The organism is Pseudomonas antarctica (assembly GCF_001647715.1).
Classification (GTDB): domain Bacteria; phylum Pseudomonadota; class Gammaproteobacteria; order Pseudomonadales; family Pseudomonadaceae; genus Aquipseudomonas; species Aquipseudomonas antarctica_A.
On sequence record NZ_CP015600.1, the window covers coordinates 1,112,688 to 1,126,280 of the forward strand.

Sequence of the window (13,593 nt, forward strand, 5' to 3'; positions counted from 1 at the left end):
TTTCTGAGAGCGCAGCCATTCCATGTGGGAGCTGACTTGCCTGCGATAGCATCACCGCGGTGTCTAAGTAATACCGAGGCGCCTGCCTCGCAGCCTCGCTGAAGCTCGACAGCGCCCACATCGATTGGCTGCGCACTCACGAATCTCAAAGCGTTGCAGCATCCACAATCCGATTGCGTCCTGTGTGCTTGGCCTCATACAGCGCCTGATCGGCACTCAGCAACAATGCCTCCAATGTAGTGCGGCTGCGTTTATCCCAGGTACTCATGCCGATACTCACGGTAATCGGCCGCTCGGCGCCGGCCACCCGTGGCAAGTGCTCGACACTGCTGCGGATGTGCTCGGCAATCACCCACGCGCCCTTGGCGTCGGTGTGCGGCAGCACCACCGCAAACTCCTCCCCGCCAAATCGTGCCGCCAGATCGGCTGGCCGGCGGATGTTGTCTTCGATGACGTGAGCCACCGCGCGCAATGCCTCGTCACCACCGTGATGGCCATGGCGATCGTTGAAGGCCTTGAAGTGGTCAACGTCGATCATCAGCAGTGTCAGCGGCTCGGTCGAGCGTTGCGCACGGTCCCATTCCAGGTGCAGACGCTGGTCCAGGGTGCGGCGGTTGGCCAGGCCGGTCAGCGCGTCGGTGGCTGCCAGTTCTGACAGCACCTGTTCGGCGCGATGGCGGCGGCGCAGTTCTTTGCTCAGCATCCAGGTCAACCACAATAGGCCAATGCACAGCACGCCTGTCGCGAAGCTGATCAGCAGGGCGGCTCGCTTCCATTGGGCGAAAACTTCGTCGCTGGACAGGGCCACCGCCACGATCAGCGGCAAGTTGCCGACGCTGGAGAAGGTATAAAGCCGCTCCTGCCGGTCAACGCTGGAAATGCCTCGAAAGTTGCCCTCACGTTCCTTGAGCATCCGCGTCACGTTGGGACGCTGGCTGAAGTCCTTATTGATCAGGTCCTGAGCCAGCAGGGGGTGCTGTGCCAGCACAATGCCTTCGTGGTTGATCAGGTTGATGGTGCTGTTGCTGCCGATATTCAGGCTGCTGAACAACTGATGGAAGTACGACAGGCGCATGGTGGCCACCGCGACGCCCTGGAAGCGCCCGTCCGGCCCGGATAAGCGGCGGCTGAATGCAATACGCCACTTATCGTCGCACACGCAGCGCGCCATGAACGGGCGGCTGATATACAGCCCGAGGTCCGGATTGTTCCGTTGAGCCTGGAAGTAGTCACGATCAGCAAAATTTTCTTTCTTTGGCGTGAGTAAGGAAGCGTCTGCGATGACCTCGCCATTGGCATCCAGCAGCAGGGTATCGCCCTTGTATGGCGCGGCAGCGGAGCGGTCGAACAGTATGAGGTGGCGAATACTGGCTGAGACGTCTTGCAGGTCACTGCGTTCGGTGGCGGCGATCAGCCCCTTGAGTGCCATGTCGTAGAGCTCGATGTTGCGCAGCACATCGGTGTCGATCAGTTGGGTGATGTTGTTCGCGGTGCGTTGGGCGGTCTGCAGGGTATTGGCGTGTTCGCGAATCAACAGCGCCGCCACCATCCCCACGATCAACAGGGCCGTGAGGACGCTGCCCAGGATCAACAAGCGTTCCGGGCGACGTGTGGGGCGGGAAAGGCGTGGGCTCATCGGGCTTACTTCTGCTTCGAGGATGCCAATAGCGTAGTCCTTGTATGGCTGTGCAGGGTCAGTTCAGCGCGCGGCAGCCTCCACAACCCGGTTGCGCCCACTGTGCTTGGCCTCATACAACGCCTGATCCGCCCGCAGCAACAACGCTTCCAGAGGCAAGCGGCTGTGTTTGTCCCAGGTACTCATGCCGATACTCACGGTAATCGGATGCTCGGCGCCGGCTACCCGTGGCAAGTGTTCGACACTGCTGCGGATATGTTCGGCGATCACCCAGGCGCCCTTGGCATCCGTGTCGGGCAGCACCACTGCAAATTCTTCTCCGCCATAACGTGCGGCCAAGTCGGCCGGGCGACGGATGTTACTGCCGATGACTTGGGCGACCGTGCGCAATGCCTCGTCGCCACCGCGGTGGCCATGGCGGTCGTTGAAGGCCTTGAAGTGGTCAACGTCGATCATCAGCAGCGTCAGCGGTTCGGTCGAGCGTTGCGCACGGTCCCATTCCTGACGCAGGCGCTGGTCCAGGGTGCGGCGGTTGGCAAGCCCGGTCAGTGCATCGGTGGCTGCCAGTTCAGACAGTTCCTGTTCGGCACGATAGCGGCGGCGCAGTTCGTGGCGCAGCATCCAGGTCAGCCATAGCAGGCCAATACACAGCACGCCGGTGGCGCCACTGGTCAGCAGTGCGGCGCGCTTCCAGGGCGCGAACACGTCCTCGCTGGCCAGCGCCACCACCACAATCAGTGGCAACTCGCCGACATTGGTGAACGTGTACAAACGCTCAGTACCGCTGAGGGTCGAGATCGCCCGGAAGCTGCCTTCGCCTTCGCGCAATATACGTTTGAAATTGGGCCGATCGCTCAGGTCCTTATCAATCATGTCGCGCTCCAGCAACGGCTGCTGGGCCAGGAGAATGCCCTGATTGTTCAGCAGGTTGACGGAGCTGCCATTGCCGATGGTCAGGCGGTTGAACAATTGATCGAAATACGCCAGGCGCATCGTCGCCACGGCCACGCCAGCAAATTCGCCGTCCGGGCCCGTTACCCTGCGACTGAACGCGATGCGCCATACCTGATCGCAGGCGCAGCGGATCTTGAACGGGCGGCTGATAAACAGCCCCGCCTGCGCGTTTTGTTTATGGGTCTGGAAATAATCACGGTTGGCGAAATTGCGCGGCGTCGGCCAGAGGGTCGAGGAGTCGGCGATCACGTTTCCATCGGCATCCAGCAACAGCACTTCACCTTTGAAGGGCGCCGCGGTGGATTGATCAAACTGCACCATGTGGCGGATGTCCGGGGACGCCTGCGACAGGTCCTTGAGCTCGGTGGCCGAGATCAGGCCCTGCAGCGCCAAGTCATAGAGTTCGACGTTACGCAGCACATCGGCGTTGATCAGTTGGGTAATGTTGGTGGTGGCGCGCTTGGCCGCCTGCACGGTGCTGGCGTGTTCGCGGGTCAGCAACGCGGCGACGATAACCACAATCAGAGTGACGGTGAGACTACTGCCCAGAATCAGCAAAAGCTCTGGGCGTGCAGGCATTGTAGGAGTGCGGGGTGGACTCATCGCGCAGGCTTCAGCAGGGAAGATGCTGGCAGTTTAGTTCTACGCGATGAAAATTAAATCATGGGTGAAAAAGAAAGATCAGTGCCTTAGAACACGTTGATCGGGTAGTCCACGATCACCCGGTATTCATCCACATCCCGGTCCACTGCCGAGTAGCCGTTGCCGCCGCGGTTGGTCGCCCACTGCAGCCGCACGGCCAAATCCTTGGCTTTGCCGCCTTGCACCACGTACTTCAAGTCGATATCCCGTTCCCAGTGTTTCGCGTCCTTGCCATCGGCGCTGTACCAGGCGCTGTAGCCACGGCTGTTCGGGTCGACTTTGGTCAGGTCGGTCTTGCCGCTGATATAGGACACGGCGGACGTCAGCCCGGGCATGCCGAGGCCGGCGAAGTCGTAGGCATACTTGAGTTTCCACGAGCGCTCGTTGGGGCCGTTGAAGTCCGAGTATTGCTGGGAGTTGTCCAGGTAAATGCTGTCGCCCTGGCTGATGTAGTCGAACGGCGTGTTGCCGTTGACCCGCTGGTAGGCAGCGGTGACGCTGTGGTTACCCACGCCGACGGTGAAATGCAGGCTGTAGGTGTTGTTGTCGATAGTGCCCAGCAGCGACTGGCCGGTGTCCTCGGTGTGGTAGTAGTGCAGGCCGGGGTTGAGGCTGACCAGATCATTCAGCGCGTAGGTGTAGTCCAGGTCGTAGTAATACTGATGCCATACATCCTTGAGTTCGGAGGCATACAGGTTGCTGGTCAGGCCGGGAACACCGCTGAACGACACGCCGGCCCAGTTCAGGTGCTGGCTGTCGGCGTGGTCCGGCAGCGTGCCGTAGCTGGTGCCGATGCGACGGTGGCCGCTCTGGTTGTAGAGCTTGGTGAAACTGGCCTGGCCGCCTTCGAGCATCCAGCCGTCGAAGCTGTGGTTGGTCAGGCTTACGCCACGGAAGTCCTGCGGCAACATGCGGGTCATGCCGCCGGCGATGACCGGGTTGTTGAGGAACAGGTCACCGGCCTTCAGTTCGGTGTCGAAGGCACGCATTTTCAAGGTGCCGCCAGCGGTGGAGAACGAGCCTGGGGCTTTGCCGTTGCCGGAGCCTACGGGCAGGATGCTGGAGCCATCGGTGCCGCCACCGCCGTCAAGCTTGAGGCCGAGCATGGCGTTGAGGTCGAGGCCAAAGCCGACGGTGCCCTCGGTGAAGCCGGACTCGAAGGTGCCGATAAAGCCCTGGCCCCATTCCTTGCTGTCATCGGTGTGAATGTCGCGACGGTCGCGGTTCATGTAGTAGTTGCGAGTGTTGATTTTGAAGCTTGAACATTCGACAAAGCCGTCAGCTTTAGGCGTGTCTGCCGCGTGGGCAAGGGGGATGATCGTTGCTGCAATCGCGAGGAATAACGGGGTGAACGTCAGCGAGTTCTTCACCGGTGGAGCTCCTTTGGTCAATCGAAAACGGCCAATGTCGTGGGGGTATGCCTGGCCTTTTTTAACGACAAAAAAAAGCCGCTGAAGTCAGCGGCTTTAAACAGATTCCCAGTGTAGAGCCCTGGAAATAAGTCGAGGGAAATTCGGGTGAGCGGGGAAGCTGTCTTTGCCGTCGCGCTCATCGGTGCGTCAAAGTAACGCAGGCAAGCGGTGCGATACAGAGTGTAACAAGATAATGACTGTTGCCCAAACCGCAACAGTCAGGACGTCGGGAGGTTCAAGGTGGGATTGGCGTGTGTGGGAGCTGGCTTGCCTGCGATAGCATCGCCGCGGTGCGAAGAGGTGTACCGAGGTGCCTGCATCGCCGGCAAGCCAGCTCCCACATTGGACTGAGGTGTTCTAAAGATCTAAACCGGCAACGTAATGCCAAACGTATTGCCGCCACCGTCACTGCGCACAAACACATCCCCGCCATGCATCAACGCAATTGCCTTGACGATGGCCAGCCCCAACCCGTGATTGGCCCCGCTGTTGCTGCGCGACGCGTCCACCCGATAGAAGCGTTCGAACAGCCGTGGCAAATGCTCGCTGGCAATTTCATCACCCGGGTTGGTCACCCCGATGGCCACCTGATGCGCCTGCACTTCGATGTTCACTTCGATGATCTGCCCTGGCGCGGTGTGCTGTACCGCATTACTCAGCAGGTTGATCAGCGCGCGGCGCAGGTGGGCTTTTTCGATCTGCACCACGGCATCGCCGCGCACCCGAACCTTGACTTGGGCGTCTTCGAGGATGAAGTCCAGGTAGTCGAGGGTGGTGGCGACTTCATCGGCCAGGGAGCTTTCAATCAGCTTGGTGGCCTTGCTGCCCTGGTCGGCGCTGGCGAGGAACAGCATGTCATTGATGATCGAGCGCAGGCGTTCCAGCTCTTCGAGGTTCGATTGCAACACCTCGAAGTAATGCTCGGCGGAACGGCCGCGCGTCAGCGCTACTTGGGTCTGGCCGATCAGGTTGGTCAGCGGCGAGCGCAGTTCGTGGGCGACGTCGGCGTTGAATGACTCCAGGCGCGAGTAGGCCTGTTCAACTCGATCCAGCGTTGAGTTGAACGAGTTGACGAACTGGCTCAGCTCCGGCGGCAACGGCGACAAGTGCAGGCGCCCGGAGAGTTTGGGCGGTGCGAGTTTTTGCGCTTCATCCGAGAGTTTGCCCAGCGGCTTGAGGCCGATACGCGAGACCCAGAACCCCAGCAGCGCCGCCAGGACCACGCCGACGAACGCCAGGCCGATCAAGGCCATCAACAGGTGGTGCTGGGTGGCGCGGAAGTTTTCGGTGTCGATGGCGATCATAAAGCGCAGCGGCGGGCGTTGTTCTTTGGCTGGGAATTGGCTCAGCAACACCTTGAACGGGTATTTATGCCCAGGCAGGCGCAAGTCGCGTTTGCCGGTCGGCCCTTGGGCGAAGGCGCGGATCTGCGCGTCGGGGTTGCCGTACTCGTAGTTCGGGTCGCTGCTCACCACCCAGAAGCGGATGCGCTTGTCTTCCTCGCCGAGCAATTTCAGTTTGGCGGTGATTTTCGCCCAGTGGTCCGGCGTGCCGAAGCGGTTCACCGACGATTCCAGCACGCTGTAGCGCGCCTCCAGTTCGGCCTCCGGCAACAACCCCAGGCCCCGATCCACTTGCTGGTACAGCGCGCCGCCGATCAACACGAAGATCAGCAGCGCCACCAGGGTGAACATGCCGCTCAGGCGCAGGGCGATGGAGTTAGCCGACACTGCGGTTCTCCAGCACGTAGCCCATGCCGCGAATGGTGTGCAGCAGCTTCTGCTCGAACGGCCCGTCGAGCTTGGCGCGCAGGCGCTTGATTGCCACTTCGACCACATTGGCGTCGCTGTCGAAATTGATGTCCCAGACCATCTCCGCAATGGCGGTCTTGGATAGGATCTCACCCTGGCGCCGGGCCAAGACGCTGAGCAGTGAGAACTCCTTGGCGGTCAGGTCCAGGCGCAGGCCGTTGCGACTGGCCTTGCGGCTGATCAAATCGATCCACAGGTCGGCGACGGTGACCTGCACCGGCTCATGGCCGCCGCTGCGACGGGTCAGGGCTTGCAGGCGCGCCACCAGCTCCAGGAACGAAAACGGTTTGCCCAAATAGTCGTCGGCGCCTTCGCGCAGGCCGCGAATGCGGTCTTCTACGCGCTCGCGGGCGGTGAGCATGATCACCGGCGTTTGCTTGCGCGCACGCAGTGCTCGCAATACGCCGAAGCCATCGAGGCCGGGCAGCATCACGTCGAGCACGATCACCGCGTAATCGTTCTCCAGCGCCAGGTGCAAACCCTCGACGCCTTCGCGCGCCACATCGACGGTGTAGCCTTGCTCCGTCAGGCCGCGGTGCAGGTAGTCCGCGGTTTTTTCTTCATCTTCAATAATCAGGACGCGCATGAGCCTTTTGCTCCAGGACGGGGCCTGAGCCTCAGTGTGTGGTCGCCAGCTCAGGGGCTGGTTTGGGCCGGTGGAAAAACCGTTCAAGGTACAAGTATATGACCGGTGTGGTGAACAGGGTCAGCGCCTGGCTCACCAGCAAGCCGCCAACCACTGCGATACCCAGTGGCTGACGCAGTTCCGCACCAGGCCCGGAACCGAGCATCAACGGCACCGCGCCGAGCAAGGCGGCGAGGGTGGTCATGATGATCGGTCGGAACCGGGTGACGCACGCTTCGTAAATCGCCTCCTCAGGCGCCAGCCCGCGTACGCGCTGGGCTTCCAGGGCAAAGTCGATCATCAGGATGCCGTTTTTCTTCACAATCCCGATCAGCAACACCAGGCCGATCAAGGCCATGATCGAAAAGTCCTGGCCCAGCAGCCACAGCATGATCAGTGCACCCAGGCCCGCCGAGGGCAAGGTGGAGATGATCGTCAACGGGTGCACAAAGCTCTCATACAGCACACCCAGAATAATGTAGACCGCCACCAGCGCGGCGAGGATCAGCCACGGCTGGCTGGCCAGCGAACTCTGGAACGCCTGGGCCGCACCCTGGAACGTGCCGATCATGGTGGCCGGCATGCCGATTTCATTCTTGGCCTGGTTGAGCATGATCACCGCATCACCCAACGCCACGCCGGGGGCGAGGTTGAAGGACAGGTTGGCGGCGGGGAACATGCCGTCATGGCTGATGGACAACGGCCCCACGGTCGGCGGGTCGACCTTGGCCAGCGCCGACAGCGGCACCATCTCGTTGGTCAGGGGTGAACGCAGGTAGAAGTAGTTCAGGCTTTCGGCCTTGCCGCGTTGCTGGCTGTCCAGTTCGAGCACCACTTGATACTGGTTGATCTCGGTCTGGAACTCATTGATCTGACGCTGGCCGAACGCGTCATAGAGCGCCTGGTCGACATCGGTAGCGGTCAGGCCAAAGCGTGCAGCGGCCTGGCGGTCGATGCTGATGTGGGTGATGCTGCCGCCCAGTTGCAGGTCGTTGGACAGGTCGCGGAAGGCCGGGTTGGCGCGCAGTTTTTCGGTCAGGCGTTGGGTCCAGGTGTTCAGCGTCGGGCCGTCGTTGCTCTTGAGCACATACTGATACTGGGCGCGGCTGGGGCCGGAGCTGAGGTTGATGTCCTGGCCGGCGCGAAGGTAAAGCACGATACCCGGCACCTTCGCCAGTTTTGGGCGGATGCGGTCGATGAACTGGCTGGCGGATACATCGCGATCACCGCGGTCTTTCAAGGCGATCCAGAAGCGGCCGTTGGCGATGGTCTGGTTGCTGCCGGTGACGCCCACCGAGTGGGAGAAGGCTTCCACCGCCGGGTCAGCCTTGATGATTTCGGCCAGGGCCTTGTGCTTGGCGACCATGTCCGGGTACGACACGTCGGCCGCCGCTTCGCTGGTGCCGAGTACAAAGCCGGTGTCCTGTACCGGGAAGAAACCCTTGGGGATAAACACGTAGCCGACCACGGCCAAGGCCAGGGTCACCATGAAAATGGCCGCCATCGTACGTTGATGGGCCAATGCACGGCGCAGGTTACGCGCGTAGCCGGCGAGCAGGCGTTCGCTGAAGCCGGGTTTGTCATGGGCGTGATGCGTCGGCGCGCGCATGAACAACGCGGCCAGGGTAGGCGCCAGTGTCAGCGAGACCACCACCGAAATCAGGATGGTCGACGTGGCCGTCAGCGCAAACTCCTTGAACAGCCTTCCGACCACGCCGCCCATGAACAGCAGCGGAATAAACGCCGCCACCAGCGAGAAGCTGATGGACACCACGGTAAAGCCAATCTCGCCGGAACCCTTGATCGCGGCTTCGCGCTTGTCGAGCCCTGCTTCCAGGTGGCGGTGAATGTTCTCCACCACCACGATGGCATCGTCCACCACAAAGCCCACGGCGATCACGATCGCCACCAGCGTCAGGTTGTTCAGGCTGAAGCCCATCAGGTACATCAAGGCGAAACTGGCGATCAGCGACACACCCAGCACGCTGGACACAATCATCGTCGCGGATAACTGGCGCAGGAACAGTGCCATCACGGCCACCACCAGCAAGATGGCGATCAGCAAGGTGACTTCCACTTCATGCAGGGAGGCGCGGATGGTCTTGGTGCGGTCGGTCAACACGCTGACCTGCACCGACGCCGGCAACATGCCCTCCAGGCGCGGCAGCTCGGCTTGAATGCGGTCGACGGTCTCGACAATGTTGGCGCCGGGCTGGCGCGAAATGACCAGGTTGACCCCCGGTGTATCGCCGGACCAGGCCTGAACGTAGGCGTTTTCCGAACCATTGATGACTTTGGCGACATCACGCAGTTGAACCGGCGCGCCATTTTTGTAGGAAACGATTAACTGGCCGTATTCCTCCGGCTGAAACAATTGGTCGTTGGTCGACAGGGTCGACACACTGTTCTCGCCGTAAATCGCGCCTTTGGCCAGGTTCAAACTGGACTGTTGAATAGCCAGGCGCACGTCGGCGAGGGTCAGGCCGATCGCCGCAAGTTTATCCGGCGAGGCTTGTACACGAATCGCCGGGCGCTGCTGGCCGGTGATGTTGATCTGGCCGACACCGTCGATCTGGCTGATCTGACGGGCCAACAGGGTTTCTACATAGTCGCTCAGTTCGGTGCTGGGCATGTTGTCGGAGCTGACGCTGAGGATCAGCACCGGGCTGTCCGCCGGGTTGACCTTCTTCCAGGTCGGCAGGCTCGGCATATCGCTGGGCAGTTTGCCGGACGCGGTGTTGATCGCCGCCTGCACTTCCTGGGCAGCGGTGTCGATGCTCTTGTTCAGGGTGAATTGCAGGGTCAGGAGGCTTGAGCCCAAGGCACTGCTGGAGGTCATTTGGGTCATGCCGGGGATGGCGCTGAATTGCACCTCCAGCGGCGTAGCAACCGACGACGCCATGGTGTCCGGGCTGGCGCCGGGCAGGGTTGCGGTCACCTGGATGGTCGGAAATTCCGCTTCCGGCAGTGGGGCGATGGCCAGTCGCGGGAAGGCAATCAGCCCCAGCAGCACCAAAGCAAAGGTCAGCAGCAGGGTGGCAACCGGGTGGTCAACGCACCAGGCGGACGGCGAACGGCTGCCACTCATGGCTGCACCTTGGCGTCGACGGTACGGATGACTTGAGGCGGTTCTTTGAGCACTTCCACCTGGGCGCCGGCCTTGAGTCGCGACTGGCCGTCGCTGACCAGCACATCGCCGGCCTGCACGCCCTTGATGATGTTCACATCGCTGTTCTGATAGGTGATCTGCACCGGCACAACCTCCACCTTGTCACCGTTGATGCGGTACACGAAATGCGAGTCCAGGCCTCGTTGCACCACGGTCGGCGGTACCACCAGGGCATTTTTGTCGAGGGCGGTCTGGATCTTGATGGTCACCAGTTGCCCCGGCCACAGGCGCTGCGAGGCGTTCTGGAATTCAGCCTTGGCGCGCAAGGTGCCGGTGGTGGAACTGATCTGGTTGTCGATCAGGCTCAAGTGGCCTTCGCCGAGCAGGTCGCCGGTCTGGCCGTCGGTGTCGGCCCCCATGTAGGCATCGACGCTGGCTTGGGTCGGCGCCGCGATCAAGCCTTGCAGGGTTGGTAGCATTTGTTGCGGTAAGGAAAATTCGACGGCAATCGGGTCTATTTGCGTCACGGAGAACAGGCCCTGGGTGTCACTCATGCGCAGGAAGTTGCCCTCATCTACCGTGCGAATACCGACGCGGCCAGTGACCGGCGAGCGAATCTGGGTGTAGGAGAGTTGTACTTGGGCCGAATCAATCGCGGCCTGATTACCTTGCGCCGTGGCCTTGAGCTGGTTGACCAAGGCTTGTTGCTGGTCATAGGTCTGCTTCGAGACGCCGTCGTCGATGCTCAGTTCTTTGTAGCGTTTGAGGTTGACCAATGCCACTTGCAGCTGCGCCTGGCTTTCCCCCAGTTGCGCCTTGGCCTGGTCGAGGCTGGCGCGGATCGAGCGGTCATCGATGGTCGCCAGCAAGTCACCGGCCTTGACCAACTGGCCCTCTTTGACCAGCAGCTTGGTGAGGATGCCGTCGATTTGCGGGCGGATCACCACGCTGTGCAACGACAGCACCGAGCCGATCCCGCTGACAAACCGGGGAATGTCCTGTTGCGTGACACTCACCACCCGCACCGGAATAGCGGTCGACGCCGCCAGTTTGCTCTTGGCCGGTCGGTTGAATGCCCAAGCTGTAATTGCCACGACCACGAGGGCACCCACGATCAGGGCGGTTTTTCGTTGAATGTGCATGGGGTGGGGCGCCGAGGCAAAGGGGTGGGAGAGTGAAGGTCATTTATAGCCTGCCGACCCGGTCAGCACGGTGACTGCTAACTGACAGGGCTGTCAGTAAACTCCGACCATTCGTACCAGCGGTGGTTAAAGATCCCAGGCGCGCAGGTATACTGCGCGCCAGCGTGGCCCGCAAGTTGGCCCTGCCTCATTTTTTTGCACGCCCCGGAGCTTTCATGACTTCCCCGACACAACCCCCTGTTGAAGCGGCCGACCTCGTCGATCCGGCCAGCGCTGAAAGCGTTGAGAAAGCCGAGATCCCGGCGTTCAAGTTTCCGTTCAAGCCGGGTGAACTGGCCGGGGCCAAGAATGCCGCCCAGCCTTGGTATAAAAATGGCGCCAAAAACGGCCACACCAAGTCGCCAGGCATGGCCCCGCCGGGCACTCGTCGCTCCATGGGTAAACGCTAAGAATAAGTCAGCGAGCGCTATAGCGGCGTTTGCCTACAGGTTCTGCTTATATTTCTGATTGTAGGTCCGCGACCGTTTCTTGAAAGTTTGCACAGCCGCTGCACCGCCCCCATTAATTGAACGGAGCTGGGTGCAGTGAGGCTGGTCTTTCAGGAAAAGGACGTTTCCCGTGGCACTGATACAGCGCTTTGCACTGCTTGCCCTGTTGTTCTCGATTGATGCCGTTGCGGTTATTGAACCGCCTCGGCGCGAAATCCGCTTCGCTGTTGCCGCGCAATTCCCGCCTTTCCAAAGCCGCAACCTGCAAGGCCAACTGGTCGGCCTGAATATCGACCTGGGTAACGCCCTGTGCCAGCAACTGAAGGTGCGCTGCACCTGGGTCGATCAGGTGCTTGTCGAAAACATCCCCGCGCTTGATGCCCGGCAATTCGATGCGATCATGGGGATGGCTCCCACGTCTGAGCGGCGGCGATGGGTGGGCTTCACCGATAACCTTTATCCCTTCACTACGCGTTTGGTCGCCCGCAGGTCCTCAGGCCTGATGCCGACCATCAGTTCGCTCAAGGGCAAGCGAGTGGGTGTATTGCTGGGCAGCAACCGCGAAGCCTTTACCCGCTCGAAGTGGGCGCCCGAGGGCGTGATCATCGAGAGTTTCTGGCTCAATGACGAACTGGTCCGCAGCCTGGTGGCCGGCGATATCGATGCGACCCTGCAGGGCACCGTGGAAATTCGGGGTGCGCTGCTCGACACCGACGCCGGCCAGGATTTCAACTTCCTGGGCCCTGCCATTTCGGCCGAACTGTTGGGCGACGGCGTGGCGATCGCGGTGCGCAAGCCCGATACGGCGTTACGCAATCAACTCAACCGTGCCCTTGAAGAGCTGATGCAAAACGGCCAATACCAACGGATCCTCGCGCCCTACCACTTGGAAGCGCCGTGACGGTTCATTAATTGCGCGCGCTGGCGCAGGACAGGTTCATAGCCAGCCTCTGACGCCTTGCAACCTGTGTGCTCAAGCCGTGCGCAAGGAAATAAACGCGTAGTTGGCCGGCACCTCGGTAGCAATCTGTGCGCCGGCATCCAGCAACTGCTCGGCGATGTCCAGGCCGGACACATGAAACACCCACTCACTGGCCACGGATGGCTGGTCAACCGCCAGCTCGATGGCCTGGGCAAAGGCGTGCATGTCGGGAAGGTACGCGGTAAACCCATCGCCCTTTAGCGCGGTGGTGCGAATGCCCAGCAGCGCACACACAGCCTCTTTGGTGTGTACGTCGTCACGGTCTGCCTGCCGGGAGCGGCGGATCAGTTCTGCCAGCTGCTGGTCCACCAACTCGCCTCCCACGATCAGCGCCGGGCCCTGTTCCCAGGATTCCGGCGGGCAGTCCTTGGCGGCAGGGTTCAGCGGGATGTGCGGGTTGATTTCCATCGGGTAGATACGGCACACCAACGGGCGGCGCTCATAAATGCCGCAGCGGTTGTCTTCGTCAAGATTCCGGCAGCGCCCGGCGTTGTAGGCGGCAAACGTGATGGCCACAAACGCCTCGGTATTGCCACTGGGCACCACCACCGAACGGCGCTCGGCGTGTTCGCGTTGTAGCACGGGCAAGCCCAGGCCATTGCCGAGAAAACCCTCTACCAGAACAATAACGTTACCGCCGTCAGCCGCCCAACTCCGGGCCTCTTCGAGGGTCAGGGGCACATGATGGTCGGTGCAGCATTTGCCGCAACCCACGCAGGAAAAATGAGTGTTCATGGAGGATCTGTCACCAGGCAAGGTCAGAGGGCACTCTTGAACAGTGGCGGGATTTTG

Annotated in this window: 10 protein-coding genes; 2 read left to right on the forward strand and 8 right to left on the reverse strand. The window is 61.2% G+C overall.

All coding sequences use genetic code 11. The features are described 5' to 3' along the window. Positions 1-145: 145 nt before the first annotated feature. From A7J50_RS04820 to A7J50_RS04850, 7 genes are all read right to left on the reverse strand, one after another. Positions 146-1,636 carry a sensor domain-containing diguanylate cyclase gene (locus A7J50_RS04820; RefSeq protein WP_064450767.1) on the reverse strand — a complete coding sequence of 497 codons (1,491 nt, stop codon included), beginning with the start codon at positions 1,634-1,636 and terminating at the stop codon, positions 146-148. A gap of 63 nt (positions 1,637-1,699) precedes the next feature. Further along, a complete protein-coding gene (locus A7J50_RS04825; protein ID WP_064450768.1) occupies positions 1,700-3,193 on the reverse strand; it encodes a sensor domain-containing diguanylate cyclase in 1,494 nt (497 codons plus the stop codon). 86 nt (positions 3,194-3,279) lie between these two features. Beyond that, positions 3,280-4,602 (reverse strand): OprD family porin, encoded by a 1,323-nt coding sequence (locus A7J50_RS04830; protein WP_064450769.1) that lies wholly within the window; start codon positions 4,600-4,602, stop codon positions 3,280-3,282. A gap of 407 nt (positions 4,603-5,009) precedes the next feature. After that, positions 5,010-6,374, reverse strand: a complete 1,365-nt coding sequence (locus A7J50_RS04835; RefSeq protein ID WP_064450770.1) for a heavy metal sensor histidine kinase — start codon at positions 6,372-6,374, stop codon at positions 5,010-5,012. Beyond that, positions 6,364-7,041, reverse strand: coding sequence for a heavy metal response regulator transcription factor (locus A7J50_RS04840; protein WP_064450771.1), 678 nt, complete (start codon positions 7,039-7,041; stop codon positions 6,364-6,366). Before A7J50_RS04840 ends, A7J50_RS04835 begins: the two co-directional genes overlap by 11 nt. A 31-nt stretch (positions 7,042-7,072) precedes the next feature. Next, positions 7,073-10,168: a multidrug efflux RND transporter permease subunit gene (locus A7J50_RS04845; RefSeq protein WP_064450772.1), complete on the reverse strand. Its 3,096-nt coding sequence runs from the start codon at positions 10,166-10,168 to the stop codon at positions 7,073-7,075. After that, positions 10,165-11,331 carry an efflux RND transporter periplasmic adaptor subunit gene (locus A7J50_RS04850; protein ID WP_064450773.1) on the reverse strand — a complete coding sequence of 389 codons (1,167 nt, stop codon included), beginning with the start codon at positions 11,329-11,331 and terminating at the stop codon, positions 10,165-10,167. The genes A7J50_RS04845 and A7J50_RS04850 overlap by 4 nt, the downstream gene beginning before the upstream one ends. Before the next feature lie 215 nt (positions 11,332-11,546). Between A7J50_RS04850 and A7J50_RS04855 the strand changes: the two genes are divergently transcribed. Both A7J50_RS04855 and A7J50_RS04860 read left to right on the forward strand, forming a co-directional pair. After that, positions 11,547-11,780: a hypothetical protein gene (locus A7J50_RS04855; protein WP_053254483.1), complete on the forward strand. Its 234-nt coding sequence runs from the start codon at positions 11,547-11,549 to the stop codon at positions 11,778-11,780. 175 nt (positions 11,781-11,955) lie between these two features. Beyond that, entirely contained in the window at positions 11,956-12,720 is a 765-nt protein-coding gene (locus A7J50_RS04860; RefSeq protein WP_410524792.1) for a transporter substrate-binding domain-containing protein, read from the forward strand. 72 nt (positions 12,721-12,792) lie between these two features. On the opposite strand, the gene A7J50_RS04865 is transcribed toward A7J50_RS04860, so the two are convergent. After that, the gene (locus A7J50_RS04865) at positions 12,793-13,536 is read right to left on the reverse strand and encodes a YkgJ family cysteine cluster protein (protein WP_064450775.1); all 744 of its coding nucleotides are present in this window, start codon (positions 13,534-13,536) and stop codon (positions 12,793-12,795) included. Positions 13,537-13,593 lie beyond the last annotated feature (57 nt).